This window comes from Aeromonas sp. MR7 (assembly GCF_963899385.1).
Taxonomy (GTDB): domain Bacteria; phylum Pseudomonadota; class Gammaproteobacteria; order Enterobacterales; family Aeromonadaceae; genus Aeromonas; species Aeromonas bestiarum.
The window spans coordinates 94,743-116,695 of the sequence record NZ_CAWQXH010000004.1; the positions used below are offsets into that span (position 1 = coordinate 94,743).

Below are 21,953 nucleotides of genomic sequence, written 5' to 3' on the forward strand. Positions count from 1 at the left end.
GATTTTTTACAGTTCTGTAATGTTCAGGGGTAGGTTGGTGAAGCAGAAAATAGCCTTGGAAGGTTTGACGCTGGCCTTGGCTATGCTCGTTTGTCAGCTCGTCCTGATCCTGGCGATCAGTACCGTCTGGTTTTACCAGACCGGTGCGTTTGCCGGACGTTCCTCCCTCTATGGGGGGAGCATGTACTGGGTTCCTCAAGCCCTGTTCACGCTCTGGGTTCTGCGCCGCAAGGTGACGAAGGAGAGTGTGGGCCTGGTTCTGCGGGACTTTTATGGTGGGGCAGGGATTAAGCTCATTACTACAACAGGACTTTTCGCCCTGATGTTTGGCGCCGGGATCGAGGTCGATACCGTCTCGTTCTTTGCCACTTATATCCTCGCCCTCGTTGTACAGTGGATAGTCTCATTCACGCTTAACAACCACTATTAGGAAAACTCATGTCTGCAACCGGAGAAGTCCTGACTCCTCAGGGATATATCTCCCACCATCTGACCCATCTGCAAGTCGGGTCTGGGTTCTGGACAGTCAATGTCGACTCAATGATATTTTCTGTTCTGTTGGGCACTCTGTTTATCTGGTCTTTCCGCCGTGTAGCCGTCAACGCTACCAGTGGTGTGCCCGGTAAGCTGCAGTGCTTTGTGGAGATGCTGGTCGAGTTTGTGAGTGGTAACGTCAAGGACATCTTCCATGGTCGTAACAAGGTCATCGCACCTTTGGGCCTGACGGTGTTTGTGTGGATCTTCCTGATGAACCTCATGGATCTGATCCCAGTTGACTTTATCCCCCACGCTGCACAGTTGATGGGTGTTCCCTATCTGCGTGTGGTTCCCTCTGCTGACGTTAACATCACCATGTCCATGGCTTTGGGCGTGTTCTTCTTGATCCTGTACTACAGCATCAAGGTCAAGGGTATCAGCGGGTTTGTGAAGGAGCTGACGCTTCAGCCTTTCAACCACCCGGCTGCCATCCCGGTTAACTTCATCCTTGAAACCGTCACGTTGATTTCCAAACCTGTTTCTCTGGGTCTACGGCTGTTCGGCAACATGTATGCTGGCGAACTGATCTTTATCCTGATTGCGGGTTTGTTACCCTGGTGGTCACAGTGGATCCTGTCCGTGCCTTGGGCAATTTTCCACATCCTGATCATCACTTTGCAGGCGTTTATCTTCATGGTTCTGACCATCGTATATCTGTCGATGGCACAAGAAGACCATGGTTGATGCAACTCAAATAATCCTTTTTATACAATCAATTACATCTAAATAAATGGAGATCCTCATGGAAAACTTGAACATGGACCTGCTGTACATCGCTGCTGCAATGATGATGGGTCTGGCGGCTATCGGCGCGTCCATCGGTATCGGTATCCTGGGTGGCAAGTTCCTGGAAGGTGCAGCTCGTCAGCCTGACCTGATCCCTGTTCTGCGTACCCAGTTCTTCATCGTGATGGGTCTGGTGGATGCGATCCCGATGATCGCCGTTGGTCTGGGTCTGTACGTGATGTTTGCGGTTGCTGGCTAAGTCTCAACGACTCCCAGGCATAACCCATTAACTAACTAAGAGGACATAGGCTGTGAATATCAACGCCACCCTCCTCGGCCAAGCAATTGCTTTTTTCTTCTTCGTAGTGTTTTGCATGAAGTACGTGTGGCCGCCGCTGATGGCAGCCATCGAAGCCCGTCAGAAAGAAATTGCTGATGGTCTCTCTTCCGCAGAGCGTGCCAAGAAAGATCTGGATTTGGCCAAGGCCAACGCCACCGATCAGCTGAAAGAAGCCAAGCTCCAGGCTGCAGAAATCATTGAACAGGCTAACAAACGTAAAGCCCAGATCATTGATGAGGCTGCTGTCGGAGCCCAGACTGAGCGGGAAAAAATCCTGGCTCAGGGCCGCGCCGAGCTCGAAGCTGAACGTCATCGTGCCAAAGAAGAACTGCGTAAGCAGGTTGCTGCTCTTGCCATTGCTGGTGCAGAGAAGATCCTGGCGCGTCACATCGACCAGGCTGCCAACAGCGACATCGTCGACAAACTGGTAGCAGAACTGTAACGGGAACGGGGCTATGTCTGAACTGACTACAATCGCTCGCCCCTACGCCAAGGCTGCTTTCGAGTTTGCCGTTGAGCACAAGGCGGTTGACCAGTGGCTGGGGATGCTCGGCTTCGCTGCACAAGTAGCGGAGAACGAGACCATTCACAACCTGGTGAACGGCTCTGTCGCTGCCGAAGAACTGGCAAATCTCTTTGTCGGTATCTGTGGTGAGCAACTCGACGAGCATGGCCAGAACCTGATCCGGGTAATGGCTGAGAATGGTCGCTTGGGTGTGCTGCCGGCGGTCGTTGCTGAATTTGTAGCGTTCAAGGCTGAACTGGATAAAGAAGTTCAGGCTGACGTGATTTCGGCGACCGAACTGACCGACCAGCAGAAAGCCGCTATTCAGGCTTCTCTGGAACAACGTCTCGCGCGCAAAGTGAAGCTGAATTGCAGCATGGATGCGTCCTTGATGGCCGGGGTGCTCATCAAGGCCGGTGATCTGGTAATCGACGGCTCTGTCCGCGGTAAGCTGGGTCGCATGGCTGACGCGCTGCAATCTTGATTGGGGTATTAGAGCATGCAACTGAATTCCACTGAAATCGCCGAGCTTATCAAGCAGCGCATCGCGCAGTTTGATGTCAAAAGCGAAGCGCGTAACGAAGGTACCATCGTCTCTGTGAGCGACGGTATCATTCGTATTCACGGCCTGGCCGATGCCATGCAAGGTGAGATGATCGAGCTGCCGGGCAACCGCTTCGCTCTGGCATTGAACCTGGAGCGTGACTCCGTCGGTGCTGTGATCATGGGTTCCTATGACGGTCTGTCAGAAGGAATGAAAGTAAAAGGCACTGGCCGTATTCTGGAAGTGCCGGTCGGTCGTGGTCTGTTGGGCCGGGTGCTGAACACCCTGGGTCAGCCGATCGACGGCAAAGGTCCGGTCGACAACGACGGCTTCTCGCCGATCGAAGTGATCGCCCCGGGCGTTATCGAGCGCAAATCCGTTGACCAGCCGGTTCAGACCGGTCTGAAAGCCATCGATGCCATGATCCCAATCGGTCGTGGCCAGCGTGAGCTGATCATCGGTGACCGTCAGGTGGGCAAGACCGCCATCGCGATCGACACCATCATCAACCAGAAAGACTCCGGCATTAAGTGTGTCTACGTTGCGATTGGCCAGAAGGCCTCCACCATCGCCAACGTGGTGCGCAAGCTGGAAGAGCACGGCGCGCTGGCCAACACCATAGTCGTTGTTGCTTCTGCCTCCGAAGCCGCTGCCCTGCAGTACCTGGCACCCTATGCCGGTTGCTCCATGGGTGAGTACTTCCGTGACCGCGGTGAAGACGCGCTGATCATCTATGATGACCTGTCCAAGCAGGCCGTAGCTTATCGCCAAATCTCCCTGCTGCTGCGCCGTCCGCCAGGACGTGAAGCCTATCCGGGTGACGTTTTCTATCTGCACTCCCGTCTGCTTGAGCGTGCTGCTCGCGTCAACGCCGAGTACGTAGAGAAGTTCACCAATGGTGCCGTGAAAGGCCAGACCGGTTCTCTGACCGCGCTGCCGATCATCGAAACCCAGGCCGGTGACGTATCTGCATTCGTACCGACCAACGTGATCTCCATCACAGATGGTCAGATCTTCCTGACGTCACAGCTGTTCAACTCCGGTATTCGTCCGGCGGTTGACCCGGGTATCTCCGTATCCCGTGTGGGCGGTGCCGCTCAGACCAAGATCGTCAAGAAGCTGTCCGGTGGTATCCGTACCGCACTGGCCCAGTATCGCGAACTGGCGGCATTCGCCCAGTTCTCTTCCGATCTGGACGATGCGACTCGCAAGCAGCTGGACCATGGTCAGAAAGTGACCGAGCTGATGAAGCAGAAACAGTACTCTCCGATGAGCGTGGCCCAGCAGTCGCTGGTGCTGTTCGCCGCCGAGAAAGGCTATCTCTCCGATGTCGAGCTGAACAAGATCGTCGACTTCGAAGCCGCTCTGCTCTCTTACGCCAATACCCAGCATGCTGAGCTGATGGCTGAAATCAATGCCAAAGCAGACTACAACGACGCGATCGTTGGCAAGCTGACTGCGTTGCTGGATGACTTCAAGGCAACCCAGACCTGGTAAGCGTGTGTGGCAGCGCGAGCTGCCACCTGATGGAGAGTAAGAGATGGCCGGCGCAAAAGAGATACGTAACAAGATCGGGAGTGTGAAAAACACTCAGAAGATCACCGGCGCTATGGAAATGGTGGCAGCAAGCAAGATGCGCCGTGCGCAGGAACGCATGTCTGCCAGCCGTCCGTACGCTGAAACCATGCGCAAGGTGATCGGCCATATCGCCCAGGGGAACTTGGAATACAAGCACCCCTACCTCATGGAACGTGAGGTCAAGCGAGTGGGTTACATAGTCGTCTCCACCGACCGTGGCCTGTGTGGCGGTTTGAACATCAACCTGTTCAAGGCTGCCCTCAATGATATGAAGCAATGGAGCGCGAAAGGTGCCAAGGTTGACCTGGCTCTGATCGGCAACAAGGCCTCCAACTTCTTTGAACGGCACGGCGCCAAGGTGAAAGCTCATGTCGCAGGACTGGGTGACAACCCGAGCGTCAATGACCTGATTGGTTCAGTCAAGGTCATGCTGAAGGCTTACGACAACGGTGAGATTGACAAGCTGTACCTGGTGTACAACAAGTTCGTCAACACCATGGTGCAGCAACCACGAGTCGATCAACTGCTGCCTTTGCCCGTAACTGAAGACAGCAAGCTCGCCAAGAAGCAACACTGGGATTACCTCTATGAGCCGGATCCCAAGCAGCTGCTGGATACCCTGTTGATTCGCTACGTCGAATCCCAGGTGTACCAGGGGGTGGTAGAAAACTTGGCAAGTGAACAGGCAGCCCGAATGGTTGCCATGCAAGCCGCGACTGACAACGCCGGTAACCTGATTAACGATCTGCAACTGGTATACAACAAGGCCCGTCAGGCCAGTATTACCCAGGAGCTGACAGAGATCGTATCCGGTGCTGCTGCGGTGTAAGGCAAGGGTTATCAAAGGTTTAGAGGATTTGACATGAGTAACGGTTTCATCGTCCAAATCATCGGCGCTGTGGTGGACATCGAGTTCCCGCAGAATGCCGTGCCCCAGGTGTACGATGCACTGAAGGTCGTCAGCGAAGGTCAAGGCCTGGGTCTGGTGCTGGAAGTGCAGCAACAGATCGGCGGCGGCGTCGTTCGTTGCATCACCATGGGCTCCTCCGACGGTTTGCGTCGTGGGTTGGAAGTAATGAATAGCGGTAAATCCATCCAGGTGCCGGTCGGTGTATCGACTCTGGGTCGGATCATGAACGTACTGGGCGATCCGATCGACGAAAAAGGTCCGATCGGTGAAGAAGAGCGTTGGTCCATCCACCGCGCAGCTCCCAGCTACGAAGATCAGTCCAACAGCAACGACCTGCTGGAGACCGGCATCAAGGTTATCGACCTGGTATGCCCGTTCGCCAAGGGTGGTAAAGTCGGTCTGTTCGGTGGTGCCGGTGTAGGCAAGACCGTCAACATGATGGAGCTGATCCGTAACATCGCCATCGAGCACAGCGGTTATTCCGTGTTCGCCGGTGTAGGTGAGCGTACCCGTGAGGGTAACGACTTCTACCACGAGATGATGGAGTCCAACGTACTGGACAAAGTATCTCTGGTTTACGGTCAGATGAACGAGCCGCCCGGAAACCGTCTGCGCGTGGCGCTGACCGGCCTGACCATGGCCGAGAAGTTCCGTGACGAAGGTCGTGACGTGCTGTTCTTCGTGGACAACATCTACCGTTACACCCTGGCCGGTACTGAAGTATCCGCACTGCTGGGCCGTATGCCGTCCGCAGTAGGTTATCAGCCGACTCTGGCCGAGGAGATGGGTGTTCTGCAAGAGCGCATCACCTCCACCCGGACCGGTTCTATCACTTCAGTCCAGGCCGTTTACGTGCCTGCGGATGACTTGACCGACCCGTCTCCGGCGACCACCTTCGCCCACCTGGACGCCACCGTCGTTCTGTCCCGTCAGATCGCGGCTCTGGGTATCTACCCGGCCGTTGACCCGCTGGACTCCACCTCCCGTCAGCTGGATCCGCTGGTGGTAGGCAAGGAGCACTACGAGACCGCTCGTGGTGTACAGACAGTACTGCAGCGCTACAAAGAGCTGAAGGACATCATCGCCATCCTGGGTATGGATGAACTGTCAGAAGAAGACAAACTGACCGTAGCCCGTGCCCGTAAGATCGAGCGTTTCCTGTCCCAGCCGTTCTTCGTGGCAGAAGTGTTTACCGGTTCTCCGGGCAAATACGTGCCGCTGAAAGAGACCATCCGTGGTTTCCAGGGCATCCTGAAAGGCGAGTATGACGATCTGCCTGAGCAGGCGTTTTACATGGTTGGCAGCATCGACGAAGTCGTCGAGAAATCCAAGAAACTGTAAGCCTCGATAGGAGGGCCCATGGCTGAGATGATCTCCTTTCACCTGGATGTGGTGAGCGCCGAAGGGAAACTTTTTTCCGGTCGGGTGCAATCTGCTCAGGTATCAGGCTCCGAAGGTGAGCTGGGTCTCCGTCACGGTCATGCTCCGTTGCTGACTGCCATCAAGCCGGGCCTGGTCCGCTTGATCAAGCAAAATGGTAGCGAAGAGGTGCTGTATATTTCCGGCGGCATGCTGGAAGTGCAACCCGAAGCCGTGACCGTGCTGGCGGATACTGCGATTCGTGCCAACGATTTGGATGAGGCGAAAGCCCAGGAAGCCAAACGTGCGGCCGAAGAGCGGATCCACAGCTCCCATGGTGATATCGACTATGCCCAGGCCGCTACCGAGCTGGCCAAGGCGATGGCCCAACTGCGGGTTATCGATATCGTCAAAAAGAATTACCGTTAAGTTCGGTGATGCAAAAAGCGACCTTCGGGTCGCTTTTTTTTTACTCGTTGGATAGACTCCGCCGAGTATTTATTCATGTTCCAAAGGTCGAGTTATGTCCCTCAATGTCGTGATCCTGGCGGCGGGTAAAGGTACCCGCATGCGCTCAGCCCTGCCCAAAGTGCTGCACCCGGTAGCCAATAAACCCATGGTTTCCCATGTGATCGACACCGCCCGCAAGGTCGGTGCCGAGCAACTGCATCTGGTCTATGGCCACGGTGCCGAGCTGCTGAAGGAGCGGATCCAGGCCGCCGATCTGAACTGGGTACTGCAGGCCCAGCAACTGGGTACCGGTCATGCCGTCGCCCAGGCCATCCCGTTCTGGAAAGATGAGGATGACGTGCTGGTGCTGTACGGCGACACCCCGCTGATCCAGCCGGAAACCCTGCAGCGGCTGCTGGCTGCCAAGGCAAGCGATGGCATGGCGCTGCTGACAGTGGTGCTGGACAACCCGACCGGTTATGGCCGCATAGTGCGCGCCAACGGCCAGGTGGTCGGCATCGTCGAGCAGAAGGATGCCAACGCCGAGCAGCTCGCCATTCGCGAGGTCAACACAGGCGTGCTGGTGGCCAACGGTGGCCAGTTGCGTCAATGGCTGTCACGTCTGGACAACAAGAATGCCCAGGGCGAGTTCTATCTGACGGATGTGATTGCCATGGCGCACGGGGATAATTGCCCCATAGCCGCCGTGCATCCGGACCATGCCATGGAAGTGGAAGGGGCCAATAATCGGGTTCAACTGGCTCAGTTGGAGCGCAGTTATCAGCAAATGCAGGCCGAGCAGCTGATGATCGCCGGCGTCACCATGATCGACCCCGCACGCTTTGATTTACGGGGAGTTTTGGAAATTGGCGAGGAAGTGGTTATTGATGTAAATGTCATCATTGAGGGCAAGGTGACGCTCGGTAACCACGTGCGCATCGGGGCCGGCTGCGTGCTGAAGGATTGCGTGATCGGCGACCACACCGAGGTGAAGCCCTACTCAGTCATCGAGGGCGCCCAGGTCGCGGATCAGTGTTCGGTCGGTCCATTTGCCCGCTTGCGTCCCGGCTCCGTTCTGGAGCAGGATGCGCACGTTGGCAACTTCGTCGAGATGAAAAAATCCCGTCTCGGGGTCGGTTCCAAGTGTGGTCATCTCACCTATCTGGGGGATGCAGAGATCGGCGCCAAGGTGAACATCGGGGCCGGTACCATCACTTGCAACTACGACGGGGTCAACAAGTTCCAGACCATCATCGAGGACGATGTGTTCGTCGGTTCCGATACTCAATTAGTAGCGCCAGTTCGCATCGGCAAGGGAGCAACCCTGGGGGCGGGCTCTACTATTACCAAGGATGTGGGTGAGCATGAACTCGTGATTACCCGGGTACCCCAGCGCCACATCCGCAATTGGGCTCGTCCGGTCAAGAAGAAGTGATGCCCGATCAATGAAATGCAAACCGGCGCCTGATGGCGCCGGTTTTGTTTTTAGCTATCCTGCTCGATGGCGGGGAGTGTCGGGACACTTCCCATCACCCGATACCAGTCCAGCTTGCGGGTCAGCACCATGACAAGCGTCAGTATGGCGAACAGCAGCAGGGCGCCGAGCAGCAGGGCTGTCTCCTGTGCTTGCAGCAGGCCGAACAGGATGGCGTAGACCAGCCCGAGCAGGGCCGCGAAGCCGAGCCCCTGTCTGGGGCCGCCCAGCACATGGCTGAGATAAAAGCCGTTGAGGGCAACGCTGGCCAGGCTGGCAATCAGGTAGGCCCAGCCAAAGCCGAGGTGCTCGGTCAGCGCCAGCAGCACCAGATAGAAGATGGCCAGCCCCATGCCCACCAGGGCGTACTGGATAGGGTGTACCCGCAATCCCCTGAGCAGCTCGAACATGAAGAAGCTGAGGAAGGTGAGGCCGATGAACAGCAGGGCATACTTGGCCGCCCGCTCGTTCAGCTGATAGTGATCCACCGGCTGTACCAGGCTGACGCTGAAGGCGGGCAGATCGCCGCCGGCGCCCTTCATCATGCGGTTGAAACTGGTCTCCATGTCGGTGGCGAACCAGCTGCTCTGCCAGCTGGCGTCGAACCCCCGGGCTGTGAGGGTGCGGCTGCCCGGCAGAAAGTCACCGATGAAGTTGGGATGAGGCCAGTTGCCGCTCAGCTGCAGCTTGCTGTCCTGGCCGAGGGGCACCACTTCCAGCTCATTCATTCCCTGCAGATCCAGCTCGATATGAAAGGCGTCTCCCTCATCCGGCAGGGCATTGAGCGGCGCATGGATACCGGCCAGACCGTCACCCAGCAGGGCGCCGGGGGTGAAGGCGATGCGCTGCTCACCCAGCTGCAGTTCCGGCACGCTGTTGATGCCGCGGGCATCGGACAGCACCAGGCTCAGATAGGGAGTACCCGCCACCAGCGCCGGATCGGCGCCATCGACGGTCAGGTCTGGTTCGCCGCTTATCAGGGCCTTGCCGTTCAGCCCGGTGGGCAGGCGCCCCGAGAGGGAGAGCCGGGTGTGATAGACCTGAGCCTGATAGATGCCGAGCTTGCGGGGGGTGACCTCCATGCTGGCCCGCACATCCAGCTGCTCCGGCAGCAGGTAGCGGTAGAGCTGCAGCTTGCGCTCGAAGCGCTTGCCATCCTGCTCCACAGTGACTGTGCGGGTGTAAGGCTGCACCACGACAGGCCCCAGCAGTCGCTGCGGACCGCTGCTGCTGGCCATGATGCTGTGGATGGCCTGACTGCGATAGGCCTGACGCTCCCGGTTCAGCTCCATGATGGATTGCACCGGCACCATCAGCAGCAGGCTGAGCAACAGCAGCAGAAAGATTTTGTGGCTGAATATCTGTTTGACCATGACACGTCTCCTTGTTGACGGGAACAAGTGTGTCTGGCTCGGGTGAAGAGGCGATGAGGCCGTGTGAAGTTGGGGTGAAGGGCGATAAAAAAACCGGCGCCTTGCGCCGGTCTTGGCATCACAGCTTCTTCAGCTGTTCGGGCAGGGCGGCAAACACCTCTTCCTTCGCCTTGATCGAGGCGAATTGCTTGCCGGGCTTTTGCACGACTGTGTGGACGAAGATGAGCTGCTTGCCCGGTTTGCTGGCCCAGCCGACGAACCAGCCGATCTGCTGATCCCGGTTGAGGCTGCCATCCAGCAGCTTGGGGTAGCCCATGCCGGTCTTGCCGTGGATCTGCCAGCCGTCGATGTCGGGCTGACGCAGGATATTGGCCGTGTGCTGCAGGGTCTGGGCGGAGACAGGCAGCTTGCCGCTCACCAGTTTGCCGAGGAAGCGGGCCTGTTCCTGCGGGCTGATGGCGAGGCTGGAGCTGAGCCAGGCCTGGGTCAGACCGTCGTGCTTGCCGGGGTTGCCAGAGAGATCCCGGTTGCCGTAGTCGAAGCGATCGACGTACTGCTGGAAGCGCTCCATCCCCAGCCACTCGGTGAGGCGCTGGGAGTACCAGACCACAGAGTAGGTGAGCCAGCGGCTCGGGGTTGTGGTCTCGCGCCAGGCGGGCAGCCAGTCATCATCGCCGGGTTTGAATGGCAGGGCCGGCAGCTTTTCATCCACCAGGAAACCGCTGTCATACCCCATCAGTGCCAGCGGGATCTTGAAGGTGGAGGCGGGAGGCAGCTGGCTTGAGCAATCCCCCTGGCTGCTGATGGGCTTGCCGCTGCCATCGGCAAACAGCATGCAGCCGGAGGCGGCGCTGGCCGGCAGCGAGAATAGCAGGCCTGCGGCGAGCAGGCCGGGTAACAGAATGCGGGACATGGGGTCTCCTTGGACAAATGGGGCTGAGGGCCGGGAGGCGGCAGCATAACGCCGCTTTATGTGGCCAGTGTGAAGTGTCAGCCGGTGGGTAGCCAGAGCTCGGCCAGCACTCCGCCATCGGGCTGATTGCCGAGGCTCAGGTGGCCGCCGTGCTGGCGGGCCACCTCGGTGGCAAAGCTGAGCCCCAGGCCGCTGCTCTTGCCCTTGTCGGGCCTGGGCAGGGAGTAGAAACGCTCGAAGATGCGTGGCAGGGCATAGTCCGGAATGCCGGGCCCCTGATCCTGCACCCGGAAACAGTAACCGTCGGCGCTCATCTCGCCGGTCAATCTGACCGTGCTGCCGGTGGGCGAGAAGTCGAGGGCGTTGTCCAGCAGGTTGCCGAGGGCCTGCTCCACCAGCAGCGAGTCCCACTTCTGTTTCTGGGCCTCGCCGAGTTCGGCCACCAGCGTCACCTGGCGGCGCTGGGCCAGGATCTGGCGGGCGTCGAGCGCCCGCCTGCCCAGCCTGGCGGGGGCTATGGACTGTCTGTCCAGCCCCTGCCCCGATTCGAGGCGCGCGAGCTGCAGCATGCGTTCTATCAGCTGCTGCATGCGGGCCGTCTCCAGATTGATGTTGCCGATGAAGCGCCGAGCCACCTCGGGTGGCGGTGCTTCCGCCAGCAGCTCCCCTGCCCCGCGAATGGCGGCCAGCGGGCTCTTCAGCTCGTGGGTCAGGCTGTGCACATAGGCTTCGATATAGGCCTTGCCGTCCAGCTGGCGACGCATGGTCTCCAGAGATCGGCCGAGCCGATCCAGTTCGGGGCTGTAGAGGCGCGGCAGGCTGGCCGGCTGGTTGTGGCTGACCGCATCGGCGTAGTGCACCAGCTTGCCGATGGCGCGGTTAAGCCACCACACCAGCAGGGCGCCGATCAGCAGCGAGATGAACAGCAGCAGGGCCGCCCCCTGCAACAGCTGGTGTTCGCTGCGCTCTATCATGGGCAGCAAAGTGCGGTTGGGCTTGGCGACCGTGAGGGAGCCCAGGATATCGTCCCCCTCCCGCAACGGCGCGGCCACGTGCATCACAGAACTGGCGGGATCGTCGGGGTCGCTGCGGGTGCTGCGGGCACCGTATTCGCCGCGCAGGGTGCGATAGACGTCGTTCCAGCGCGAGTAGTCCTTGCCCAGATCCACCCCGTCCGAGTCGTAGACCACCTTGCCCCAGCGGTCGACCACATAGATGCGGTACTCCGCCTGCTGCTTGAGGTGGCCGTCGATCAGGGCGTTGATGGGGCTCTGGTTGAGGCGGGAGAAGGCGCTGGCCAGCCTGCCATCCGCCATCTTTCCTTCCTGCAGATCGTCCAGTGCCAGCGGCGCCAGCATCTGGGCCATGTCGACCAGGGTATCTTCGGTGGCGCTGCGCACCCCGGGTTTTATCTCCTCGACGAAGATCTCCAGCACGAACCAGGCGGCCAGTGCGAAGATCAGCACCAGCCCGCACAGCAGTTGCAGTCCAATTCTCATGTCGGCTCCCGGCCGCTGCACGGCAGCAGCATGTTCATGCCAGCTCCAGGCTGTAGCCCAGCCCGCGATGGGTCAGGATCAGGTTGGCGTCCGGGTCGCGCTCCCGCAGCTTGGCGCGGATGGTCTTGATGTGGGTGTCGACGGTGCGATCCAGGCTCTCCTCCGCCCCGCTCCACACCAAATCCATCAGCTGCTGGCGGGAGTAGACCCGGCCCGGCGCCTGCATCAGGGTCTTGAGCAGCAGGTATTCGTAACGGGTGAGCGCCAACGGCTGACCGTGGAAGCTGATGCGGGCCCGCTCCTCATCCAGTGCCAGCAATTGGCTCTGTGGGGGGGCTGTGGGCTGGCTGCGGCGCAGAATGACCCGCACCCTGGCGCACACCTCCCGCGGCGAGAAGGGCTTGGCCACATAGTCGTCGGCCCCTATCTCCAGCCCGATCAGCCTGTCTATCTCCTCGCTGCGGGCGGTGAGAAACATCAGCGGAGTGTCGCAGCAGGCCCGCACCTGCTTGCACAGCTCGAAACCGCTGATGTCCGGCAGCCCCACATCCAGGATCAGAAAATCCGGTCGCGTCTGTTCCAGTCGTGCCAGCAGCGGCTGGCCGAGGGGAAACCACTCCACCTCGAAGCCGTCGGTTTGCAGCGCATAGATCAGGGTGTCGGCTATGCTGGCCTCATCTTCCACCAGCCAGATGACTCGTTTTTGCATGGCGTCCTCGTCGTAAATCCGTTGTCCCATTCTGGCATCGAACCAAATCGGATCCTATTTGCTGTTTTATTTTTCCAAAAAAGGCGCTAACATTTCGGCATTCTTTCGAATCGAAACTTAAAGATGACCAAACGTAATACCCAGCAGCGCCGCCACACCATAGTGAGCCTGGTGCAGGAGCAGGGGGAAGTGAGCGTCGATACCCTGGCCAAGCACTTCTCCACCTCCGAAGTGACCATCCGCAAAGATCTGGCCGTGCTGGAAACCGGAGGCCTGCTGTTGCGTCGTTACGGTGGTGCCGTGCCCCTGCCCAGCGAGATGGTGGTGGACAGCAATCCCGAGCAAGTTTCGAAACGAAAGCTAGCCATAGCCCGTGCCGCCGCCGAACGGATCCGCGATCACAATCGCGTCATCATCGACAGCGGCAGCACCACCAGCGCCATGATCCCCATGCTGGGCAACAAGCGCGGTCTGATCGTCATGACCAACTCCCTCAACGTGGCCGGTGCCCTGCGCGAGCTGGAGAACGAACCCACCCTGCTGATGACCGGCGGCACCTGGGATCCCCACTCCGAATCCTTCCAGGGTCAGGTGGCGGAGCAGGTGCTGCGCTCCTATGACTTCGACCAGCTGTTCATCGGCGCCGATGGCATAGACCCTGAGCGGGGCACCACCACCTTCAACGAGCTGGTGGGCCTGTCACGGGTGATGGCCGAGGTGTCGCGGGAGGTCATCGTCATGGTCGAGTCGGAGAAGATAGGCCGCAAGATCCCCAACCTCGAGCTGCCCTGGGCAAACATCCAGACCCTGGTGACCGACGAAGGGCTGGCCAGCTCGGCCAGAGAACAGATTCAAGCCCGGGGGATCACGCTGATCTGCGCCCCCGTGGCCGGCTGATATCGCCAATCAAATATCCCGTTATCCAAACCTATTTCTGAATTCAATCGAGGAGAAGTGTATGTGTGGCATCGTCGGGGCCGTCGCCCAACGTGATGTGGCTGAAATCCTGGTAGAAGGCCTGCGCCGTCTGGAATACCGTGGCTATGACTCCGCCGGTGTGGCCGTGTTCAGCGCCAGCCAGCCGCTGCAGCGGGTTCGCCGTCTGGGCAAGGTGGCCGAGCTGGCCAAGGCGCTGGAGGAGCAGTCCGTCCACGGTGGAACCGGTATCGCCCATACCCGCTGGGCTACCCATGGCGAGCCGTCCGAGCGCAATGCCCACCCCCACGTCTCCGAGCACATAGTCGTAGTGCACAATGGCATCATAGAGAACCATGAAGAGCTGCGGGCCGAGCTGCAAGGGCTGGGCTATGTGTTCAGTTCAGACACAGACACAGAGGTGATCGCTCACCTGGTGCACCACGAGCTGAAATCCGCCCCCAGTCTGCTGGTAGCCATGCAGGTGGCGGTGAAGCAGCTGCGCGGCGCCTACGGTACCGTGGTGATGGACAGCCGTGACGACAGCCGTGTAGTCGTGGCCCGCTCAGGTTCCCCGCTGGTGATCGGCCGCGGCATAGGCGAGAACTTCATTGCCTCCGACCAGATGGCGCTGCTGCCGGTGACCCGTCGCTTCATCTTCCTGGAAGAGGGTGACGTGGCCGAGGTGACCCGCCGCGACGTGCACATCTTCGATACCCATGGCGACGCCGTGGTGCGCGAAGAGCTGGAATCCGAGCTCTCCCACGATGCCGGTGACAAGGGCGAATACCGCCACTACATGCTCAAAGAGATCTACGAGCAGCCCAAGGCCATCACCAACACCCTGGAAGGCCGTCTGGGCACGGATCACGTTGTGGTCGAGTCGTTCGGCAACGGCGCCCGTGCCATCTTCGACAAGGTCGAGCACGTCCAGATAGTCGCCTGCGGCACCTCCTACAACTCGGGCATGGTGGCTCGCTACTGGTTCGAAGAGATAGCCGGCGTCTCCTGCGACGTGGAGATCGCCTCCGAGTTCCGCTATCGCAAGTCGGTCGTGCGCCCCAACAGCCTGCTGGTGACTCTGTCCCAGAGCGGCGAAACCGCCGATACCCTGGCCGCCCTGCGGCTGGCCAAGCAGTCCGGCTACATGAGCTCGCTGGCCATCTGCAACGTACCAGGCTCCTCCCTGGTGCGCGAATCGGATCTGGCCTTTATGACCCGCGCGGGGGCAGAAATTGGGGTGGCCTCCACCAAGGCGTTCACCACCCAGCTGGCCGGTCTGCTGATGCTGGTGGCCTCGGTCGGTCACTGCCGTGGCAACCTGAGCGCCGCCGCCGAGGCCGAGCTGGTCAAGGCGCTGCAAGCCCTGCCGCTGCGCATCAAGGAGAGCCTGGCGCTGGCCAAGGATATCGAAGCCCTGGCCGAAGAGTTCGCCGACAAGCACCACAGCCTGTTCCTCGGCCGTGGCAGCCAGTACCCCATCGCCATGGAGGGGGCGCTCAAGCTCAAAGAGATCTCCTACATCCACGCCGAGGCCTATGCCGCCGGTGAGCTGAAGCACGGCCCGCTGGCGCTGATCGATGCCGAGATGCCCATCATAGTGGTGGCGCCGAACAACGATCTGCTGGAGAAGCTCAAGTCCAACGTGGAAGAGGTGCGTGCCCGTGGCGGTATCCTCTACGTGTTCGCCGATGCGGATGCCGGTTTCAAGAGCGACGAGACCATGCGGGTGATGAGCCTGAACCATGTGGAAGAGATGATAGCCCCCATCGTTTACACTGTGCCGTTGCAGCTGCTCTCCTACCACGTCGCCCTCATCAAGGGCACGGACGTGGATCAGCCACGCAACCTGGCGAAATCCGTGACCGTGGAATAAGCCGTTGTCAGAAATGAAAAAAGAGCCGCATTGCGGCTCTTTTTGTTTGTCTGGTGGGGGCGCTATGACAGCCGCAGGTTGGTGATGGTCACGTCGTCCAGCGAGGGCACTATGATGCCGCTGGAGATGCTCTTGGCGATCGCCTGGTTGCGGTTCTTCGAGTCGGTCTTGTTGGTGACCTGATTGAGGTGGAAGTTAACGGTCCGCTCGCTGATGCCGAGTATGGTGGCTATCTCCCAGGAGGTTTTGCCCTCGCTGGCCCAGAACAGACACTCTTTCTCCCGGTCCGACAGCTCGGTCAGGTACTTCATCAGATCCGGCCTGCTCTTTATCAGCTGCAGCGCCGAGTTGAAGATGTAGCTGGCGCAGAACGACAGCAGGGGAACGTTTTCAAACATCAGATCGGAGTTGGATTTTTCCTTGCTGATGAAGGAGAGGATGCCGTGTTCCCCCTGCGGGGTGTGCAGCGGGAAGGAGACACCGTTCCTCACCCCGAAGTCGGCGGCCAGATTCATCACCTCCCGGCTGGCGCTGGGCAGCCAGGGAGAGTCGCAGTCGAGCTTGTTCCAGAAGATGGGCTGGGTCTGCTTCAGGCCCAGGAAGACCACAGGATCCTGGGTCAGGTAGTGCCGCTCCGTGTAGGCATCGAACCAGCTGGTGGGGCAGTTGTTGAACAACGCCACGTGGGATTTCTGCATGCTGATGGGGAAAATAATCAGCAAACGGAAGTAATCAAAGCCCATCTGATGACTGAAGCGCTCCAGTTGCTGCTGGATATCGCTGGTCTTCTTGGCCTTGGTGAACCGATCGATGTGTTCCCAGATCGCATCGTTAAACATGTACATCTCCTTTTTCGATCTCTATCACATTGATCGAAAAGATATTTTTTATTTATTAATTTGGTGTTGTGACTACCAACGCCAGTGACTCCCGTGCTTGCTTAAAAATTATCCTGTTTTTTCGGCCGAAGGCCAAGAAAATCATCTGATTGCCACTGACCCCACTCTTTGAGACAATGAGAATAGTTATCATTGTTAAGATTTATATCATGAATAAGTTTTGGGGTTTGGCCTTGTTGCCATTGTCAGTCCACTTCGCTGCCGGCGCCGACGAGCTGGTCGCACCGGCACTGAAGAGCAGCATAGCTGCCGGAAAAGTCTCCCAGCAGCGAGTGGAAAAAGCCGCCGATGCGGCCGTTGCCGCCCGGCTGGAGCTGCAAAATGCCCAGCTGCAACTGCGCGATCTGGAAGCCTACAACCGCTACATGCAGTCTCTGGTGGCCGATCAGCAAAATGAGCTGGGCAAGCTGAGCCAACAGCTGGAAGCGGTACAGGAGACCCGGCAGGGCTTGATCCCGCTGATGCTGCAGATGCAGGCCGACCTGGAGCAACTGGTACAAAATGACATCCCGCTGCGCAGGGAAGATCGGCTGGCGCGGGTTGAACAGCTGAAAGCGACCCTGGCCAGAGCGGATGTGAGCGAGGCGGAGAAGTTCCGTCAGCTGCTGCAGGCCTATCAAATCGAAGCCGAATATGGCAGCCGGATGGATAGTTACTCCGCCGAGCTGGCGCTGGACGGCGCACCGCGCCGGGTCGATGTGCTGGCAGTGGGCCGGGTCTCCCTGCTGGCGATGACCGCCGATCGCTCCCAGGCGTGGCGCTGGTCTGCGCAGAGCAAGCAGTGGCAGGCCCTCGACAGCCAGTGGCTTTCTCCCATCGCTGAGGCGCTGGAGATGGCTGCCGACAAGAAGGTCCCCCAGTTGTTGAATGTCCCCCTTTCCGTCAGCCGTGGTCAGGAGGCCCAGTCATGAGCGTCACCATGAAGTGGTTCCCCCTCGCTATTGCCCTCTCTCTGGGCACCACTGCCGCCGTTGCCGATGAAGCCTGGCAGCAGCAGGAGCAAGCCCGTGAACAGCAGGCGCAGCAGGATCTGGCATCCGTTTCCAAGGAGCTGAACGGTGCTCGTGCCAAACTGGCCGCGGCCCAGAGCCTCAGCAAGCAGCTGGCGGCCGAGTTTGCCGGCAACGAGAAGCAGCTGGTGGAGCTCAACGCCCAGTGGGAGCAGGCCTCCGGCGACATGAACGAGATCTTCGCGGTCACCCGTCAGGGGGCAAGCGATGCGGTCAAGCTGCTGGCCGAGTCCGCGGTCGAGGGCCAGTATCCCGAGCGCCTCGCCCCGCTCAAGGCTATGGCGCAGGAGAAGCAGGTGCCGGATCGCGCCGCCCTCGCCCTGTTGCCCGCGACTCTGCTGCAAGAGATCAACGAGTCTGGCCGGATCGCCCGGTTCGACGGCAAGGTGCTCGATGCCCAGGGGGCTGCCAGCGAGCAGGCGCTGACCCGGGTCGGCAGCTTTGCCCTGCTGGGTGGTGAAGGCTTCCTGCAGCCCACAGCCGAGGGTCTGAGCCCTGTGCTGGGTCTGCCAAGTGGCGTGCTCTCCGACGTTGCGGCCTATCAGGGTCAGGAAGGGGAAGCGCTGCCGCTGGATCCCTCCCACGGTACCCTGCTGGAGATGCTGGCGCAGGCCCCCACCTTCTGGCAGCAAGTCCAGCAGGGTGGTCAGGTTGGCGCCATCATAGTGCTGCTGGCCGCCATAGGTCTGGGCATTACCGCCGCGCGGCTGTGGAGCCTCTCCCGTGAACTGGGCCGGGTGCGTCGTCAGCTCAAGAGCGGCGAATATCACGCCGACAACGCCCTCGGTCGGGTGCTGACGGTGGCGGAGCAGCATCCCGAGCTGAGCATGGAGACCCTCGAACTGAGGCTGGACGAGGCGATCCTGCAGGAGACGCCCCGCATGGAGCGCGGCATCGGCATGGTCAAGGTGATCGCGGCCATAGCTCCCATGCTGGGTCTGCTCGGTACCGTGACCGGCATGATAGGCACCTTCCAGGCCATCACCCAGTTCGGTACCGGTGATCCCAAGATCATGGCCGGCGGCATCTCGATGGCGCTGATTACCACGGTACAGGGTCTGGTGGCGGCCATTCCGCTGATCCTGGCTCACAGCCTGCTGCAGTCCCGCTTCACCGAGCTCTCCAATGTGCTAGAGCAGCAAGTCGCCGGCATCCTGGCCGAGCGCGCCGAGAGCAATAACGGCGGGATGGAGCGAGCAGCATGATGCTCGACATCTGGCAACAGTTGCAGAGCTTCATGGGCCGTGGCGGCCCCGTGCTCTGGGTCATTCTGGCCCTGCTGGTGCTGATGTGGATTTTGATGATCGAGCGGCTGCTCTACCTCAATCTGGGCTTTGGTCCCTTGCAGCAACAGCTGCTGAGCCGCTGGCAGGGGCGCAGCGAGCGCCACAGCTGGCATGCCAGGGCCATTCGCGGTCGCTGGCTGGCCCAGGCCGAGCTGGAGCTGAACCGTCATCTGATCTTCATCCGCACCCTGGTGGTGCTCTGCCCCATGCTGGGGCTGCTGGGCACAGTGACCGGCATGATAGGCGTATTCGATGCGTTGGCCGCGGCCAACCGCTTTAACCCGGAGAGCATGGCAGGCGGTATCTCCCGTGCCACCATACCCACCATGGCAGGCATGGTGGTGGCCCTCTCCGGCGTCTTGTTACTCAGCCGGCTCGAGAGCCAGGCCAGGCGTGCGCTGGCCAAGACCCGGGACGGCCTGCGAGAAGAGAAGGTAATGCAATGAGACGGCAATCCAAACGCCAGCGTGACGAAGTACAGATCGACATGACCCCCATGCTGGATATCGTGTTCATCATGCTGATCTTCTTTATTGTCACCACCTCCTTCGTGCGCGAAGCCGGGCTCGAGGTGCACAGACCCCAGGCCAGTCAGGCCAAGGCGCAGAAATCCTCCAGCATCATGCTGGCGATCGGTGCCCAGGGTCAGATCTTCCTCGACCGCAAGCAGATAGACGTGGAGCGGGTTCAGGCCAGTATCGCCCGCCTGCTGACGGAGCAGCCCGATGCCAGCCTGGTGATCCAGGCCGACGAGCGGGTGCCCCACGGCAAGGTGGTACGGGTGATGGATGAAGCCAAGGCGGCGGGCATTGCCAACATCGCCGTGGCGGTGGCGCCGAAATGAAGTTCAAGTTGATGAGCCTGGGACTGGGGATCGCCCTCAGTCTGGCAATCCTGCTGTTCATGGCCACTCTGGTGGAGCCCCCCAAGGGCAAGAAGGTGGCGAGTGAGCAAAAATCCATCGTCATCAACATGCAGAATGAAGTGACCGAGGTGCAGGTGCGTGAACGCCCTGTGCCGCAAGAGCCCGAACCTCTGCCGGAACCTCCCGCCGCCCTGGCCTCGACCCCCATGCCGTTGCCGGCCGCGGCGCCGCTGCCTTCGGTGCAACCTAGCCTGGATCTGGTCTCCAGCCTCAGCGCTGTGCAGGTCTATGCCCCCGGTGTGGCGACCAGCACGGCCCCCGTGCTGAGCGGCAATTTTCATGGTCAGCAGCAGGGCGCCGGTGTCGGTGCCGGCGACATGCTGATGCCACTGCAACGGATCGAGCCTGTTTACCCCTATCGCGCTCAGCAGGCCGGGATCGAAGGCGCCGTGACCCTGCGCTTCAGCGTCGATGCAGAGGGGCGAGTACAGGATGTGGAAGTGATCGAGGCCAAACCCAAGCGTCAGTTCGAGCGGGCGGCCATTCAGGCCATCAACAAGTGGCGCTATCAGCCCAGGCCCGGCGCCAGTGACAAACTGGTGCAAGTCATCACGCTCAAATTCAAACTGGAGTCATAACTATGTTGCGGATCTGGATCTGCCTGCTGGCCCTGGTCAGCCAAGCCTGTCTGGCAATGGAGGTGAGCCCCCATTTCTCTCGTCAGCTTGAGCCTGTGATGAAGCTCTATCAGTCCGGCCAGTGGCAACAGGCCCAGAGCAAGGCGTCCGGCCTCAAGCCGGGGTCCGATGCCGAGCACGCCTGGCTGGCCCAGCTGCAGGCGTCCCTGGCAGCCAACCTGCAGCAGACCGCCCAAGCGAGCCGTTATGTGGATCAGGCTCTCACCTATAAAGAGTGGCCCGAGCAGCAGCAACTCCAGTTGCTGCGTCTGCGTGGCGATATTCAGGCCCAGCAATCCAACTGGACCGGCGCCATCGCCAGCTACAAGGCGGCACTGGCACTCAAACCCGACGATGGCTTGCGCCTGCGGTTAGCCGGTCTCTATTACCACAACAAACAGTACGCCGAGGCCGCCGGCCAGAGCGAACAACTGCTCAAGAAGAGCTGGCAGAAGCAGGCCGCCATCATTCGTCTCTCCGCTCTCACCGCCTTGCAGCGCTACGGTGTAGCTGCCGATCAGGCCGCCGAGCTGATCCGTCGCGAGCCGACAGAGAGCAAATGGTGGCAACAGGCGGTATCGCTCAACCTCTCTGCCAAACGCGGTGATCAGGCGCTGGCCCTGTTGCAGACCGCCATCGACCGTCAGCTGATGGATGACACTGCCGCCCGCAACCAGCTGATCCGCCTCTATGCCTGGCAGGGGCTGCCCTATCGCGGAGCCCGTCTGCTGGAAACCGCCATGGCGAAGGGCCAGATGAAACAGAGCGCCGACAATCAGCAACTACTGGCTCAATTGTGGGAAGGTGCCCGGGAATGGCCGAAGGCGGTCGATAGCTGGCAACTGCTGGCCAAACAGCATGGTCAGCCCAAAGCCGCCATGCGCGCCGCCGAACTGCTGCTGCAACAGGGCAAGACGGATGCCGCCATGACTCAGCTCGCGGCCATCAAGTCGGTGAAAGGCGAGCAAGGCAATCGCGCCAAAGCGTTGCTGGTGCAAGCGCACCTTAATAAGGAGCAGTATGCACAGGCGCTGGAACTGGCCCGTGAACTGCAGCAACAGGATGATTGGCAACAGCGTGCAACCAGCTGGGTCAACTATATTCAGGCTCAAAGCGAAGAGTTGAGCAAAAAAGCAGCTTGAAAGGGGGCTAAAGCCCTGGCTTCAGGGGCTATAGCCTGCTTTTTCAGCAAACGAACGCATTTCTTCAAAAAGCCCTTGTCATCCCGGCGCGGCTCCCTATAATGCGCCCCTACCAGCACGGCGGAACACGCCAACCTGATGAGCCAGCTTCCTAGCGAAGTGGGCGCCGAAAGAAAAGCGAAAACAATCGCTTGACTTTCGAAGTGAGGGGCGTAATATGCGCCTCCTCAACGCGACAGGCGTGACGCTCTTTAACAATTTGAATCAAGCAATCTGTGTGGGCACTCACAGCATCGAACATCAAACAATTTTGTTGATTTTCAATGTCTGGTGAAGTGACCAAAACGACTTGTTAGCAATAACAAG

At 59.8% G+C, this 21,953-nt stretch carries 23 protein-coding genes; 18 read left to right on the top strand and 5 right to left on the bottom strand.

The features are described 5' to 3' along the window. Positions 1–19 precede the first annotated feature (19 nt). The 10 genes from AACW87_RS02595 to glmU all read left to right on the top strand — a co-directional run bounded on the left by AACW87_RS02595 (position 20) and on the right by glmU (position 8,384). Positions 20–430, top strand: coding sequence for an ATP synthase subunit I (locus tag AACW87_RS02595; protein ID WP_043557319.1), 411 nt, complete (start codon positions 20–22; stop codon positions 428–430). A gap of 8 nt (positions 431–438) precedes the next feature. Continuing rightward, positions 439–1,221 (top strand): F0F1 ATP synthase subunit A, encoded by a 783-nt coding sequence (atpB, locus tag AACW87_RS02600; protein WP_042873491.1) that lies wholly within the window; start codon positions 439–441, stop codon positions 1,219–1,221. Positions 1,222–1,279: 58 nt separating this feature from the next. Further along, positions 1,280–1,522: a F0F1 ATP synthase subunit C gene (gene atpE, locus AACW87_RS02605; protein WP_005307205.1), complete on the top strand. Its 243-nt coding sequence runs from the start codon at positions 1,280–1,282 to the stop codon at positions 1,520–1,522. Between the two features lie 52 nt (positions 1,523–1,574). Beyond that, positions 1,575–2,045, top strand: a complete 471-nt coding sequence (atpF, locus tag AACW87_RS02610) for a F0F1 ATP synthase subunit B (RefSeq protein WP_042873489.1) — start codon at positions 1,575–1,577, stop codon at positions 2,043–2,045. Between the two features lie 13 nt (positions 2,046–2,058). Next, on the top strand, positions 2,059–2,592 hold the full coding sequence (atpH, locus tag AACW87_RS02615) for a F0F1 ATP synthase subunit delta (protein WP_043557318.1): 534 nt from the start codon (positions 2,059–2,061) through the stop codon (positions 2,590–2,592). Positions 2,593–2,607: 15 nt separating this feature from the next. Then, positions 2,608–4,149, top strand: coding sequence for a F0F1 ATP synthase subunit alpha (atpA, locus tag AACW87_RS02620; RefSeq protein WP_043557317.1), 1,542 nt, complete (start codon positions 2,608–2,610; stop codon positions 4,147–4,149). A 43-nt stretch (positions 4,150–4,192) separates the two neighbouring features. Next, entirely contained in the window at positions 4,193–5,059 is an 867-nt protein-coding gene (atpG, locus tag AACW87_RS02625) for a F0F1 ATP synthase subunit gamma (RefSeq protein ID WP_043135297.1), read from the top strand. Positions 5,060–5,092: 33 nt separating this feature from the next. After that, positions 5,093–6,481: a F0F1 ATP synthase subunit beta gene (atpD, locus tag AACW87_RS02630; RefSeq protein WP_042037168.1), complete on the top strand. Its 1,389-nt coding sequence runs from the start codon at positions 5,093–5,095 to the stop codon at positions 6,479–6,481. A gap of 18 nt (positions 6,482–6,499) precedes the next feature. Next, positions 6,500–6,928, top strand: coding sequence for a F0F1 ATP synthase subunit epsilon (locus AACW87_RS02635; protein WP_043135298.1), 429 nt, complete (start codon positions 6,500–6,502; stop codon positions 6,926–6,928). Positions 6,929–7,022: 94 nt separating this feature from the next. Continuing rightward, the gene (glmU, locus tag AACW87_RS02640) at positions 7,023–8,384 is read left to right on the top strand and encodes a bifunctional UDP-N-acetylglucosamine diphosphorylase/glucosamine-1-phosphate N-acetyltransferase GlmU (protein ID WP_241326472.1); all 1,362 of its coding nucleotides are present in this window, start codon (positions 7,023–7,025) and stop codon (positions 8,382–8,384) included. Positions 8,385–8,434: 50 nt separating this feature from the next. Here glmU and creD read toward each other — a convergent pair whose 3' ends face one another. The 4 genes from creD to blrA all read right to left on the bottom strand — a co-directional run bounded on the left by creD (position 8,435) and on the right by blrA (position 12,917). After that, on the bottom strand, positions 8,435–9,796 hold the full coding sequence (creD, locus tag AACW87_RS02645) for a cell envelope integrity protein CreD (RefSeq protein WP_241326473.1): 1,362 nt from the start codon (positions 9,794–9,796) through the stop codon (positions 8,435–8,437). Between the two features lie 118 nt (positions 9,797–9,914). After that, a complete protein-coding gene (blaOXA, locus tag AACW87_RS02650; protein ID WP_043557314.1) occupies positions 9,915–10,709 on the bottom strand; it encodes a class D beta-lactamase in 795 nt (264 codons plus the stop codon). A 77-nt stretch (positions 10,710–10,786) separates the two neighbouring features. After that, on the bottom strand, positions 10,787–12,208 hold the full coding sequence (gene blrB / locus AACW87_RS02655) for a beta-lactam sensor histidine kinase BlrB (protein ID WP_241326474.1): 1,422 nt from the start codon (positions 12,206–12,208) through the stop codon (positions 10,787–10,789). A gap of 34 nt (positions 12,209–12,242) precedes the next feature. Then, entirely contained in the window at positions 12,243–12,917 is a 675-nt protein-coding gene (blrA, locus tag AACW87_RS02660; RefSeq protein ID WP_241326475.1) for a beta-lactam response regulator transcription factor BlrA, read from the bottom strand. A gap of 123 nt (positions 12,918–13,040) precedes the next feature. On the opposite strand from blrA, the gene AACW87_RS02665 reads away from it, so the two are divergent. Both AACW87_RS02665 and glmS read left to right on the top strand, forming a co-directional pair. Beyond that, positions 13,041–13,814, top strand: coding sequence for a DeoR/GlpR family DNA-binding transcription regulator (locus AACW87_RS02665; RefSeq protein WP_041218325.1), 774 nt, complete (start codon positions 13,041–13,043; stop codon positions 13,812–13,814). A 61-nt stretch (positions 13,815–13,875) separates the two neighbouring features. Next, positions 13,876–15,708 (top strand): glutamine--fructose-6-phosphate transaminase (isomerizing), encoded by a 1,833-nt coding sequence (gene glmS / locus AACW87_RS02670; protein ID WP_043557310.1) that lies wholly within the window; start codon positions 13,876–13,878, stop codon positions 15,706–15,708. A gap of 62 nt (positions 15,709–15,770) precedes the next feature. Here the strand turns inward: glmS and AACW87_RS02675 are convergent, their stop codons facing one another. Then, positions 15,771–16,547: a helix-turn-helix transcriptional regulator gene (locus AACW87_RS02675; protein ID WP_042873460.1), complete on the bottom strand. Its 777-nt coding sequence runs from the start codon at positions 16,545–16,547 to the stop codon at positions 15,771–15,773. A gap of 209 nt (positions 16,548–16,756) precedes the next feature. On the opposite strand from AACW87_RS02675, the gene AACW87_RS02680 reads away from it, so the two are divergent. From AACW87_RS02680 to AACW87_RS02705, 6 genes are read left to right on the top strand one after another with little or no spacing between them, the layout of a single operon-like run. Beyond that, positions 16,757–17,518 (top strand): DUF3450 domain-containing protein, encoded by a 762-nt coding sequence (locus AACW87_RS02680; RefSeq protein WP_241326476.1) that lies wholly within the window; start codon positions 16,757–16,759, stop codon positions 17,516–17,518. After that, positions 17,515–18,822 carry a MotA/TolQ/ExbB proton channel family protein gene (locus AACW87_RS02685; RefSeq protein WP_241326477.1) on the top strand — a complete coding sequence of 436 codons (1,308 nt, stop codon included), beginning with the start codon at positions 17,515–17,517 and terminating at the stop codon, positions 18,820–18,822. The genes AACW87_RS02680 and AACW87_RS02685 overlap by 4 nt, the downstream gene beginning before the upstream one ends. Further along, positions 18,819–19,349 carry a MotA/TolQ/ExbB proton channel family protein gene (locus tag AACW87_RS02690; protein WP_098981259.1) on the top strand — a complete coding sequence of 177 codons (531 nt, stop codon included), beginning with the start codon at positions 18,819–18,821 and terminating at the stop codon, positions 19,347–19,349. Before AACW87_RS02685 ends, AACW87_RS02690 begins: the two co-directional genes overlap by 4 nt. Then, complete coding sequence (locus AACW87_RS02695) at positions 19,346–19,747, top strand: ExbD/TolR family protein (RefSeq protein WP_241280381.1); 402 nt, start codon at positions 19,346–19,348, stop codon at positions 19,745–19,747. Before AACW87_RS02690 ends, AACW87_RS02695 begins: the two co-directional genes overlap by 4 nt. Continuing rightward, the gene (locus AACW87_RS02700) at positions 19,744–20,406 is read left to right on the top strand and encodes an energy transducer TonB (protein WP_241280380.1); all 663 of its coding nucleotides are present in this window, start codon (positions 19,744–19,746) and stop codon (positions 20,404–20,406) included. The genes AACW87_RS02695 and AACW87_RS02700 overlap by 4 nt, the downstream gene beginning before the upstream one ends. A 2-nt stretch (positions 20,407–20,408) precedes the next feature. Then, positions 20,409–21,587, top strand: a complete 1,179-nt coding sequence (locus AACW87_RS02705; RefSeq protein WP_241326478.1) for a tetratricopeptide repeat protein — start codon at positions 20,409–20,411, stop codon at positions 21,585–21,587. Positions 21,588–21,953: the final 366 nt, after the last annotated feature.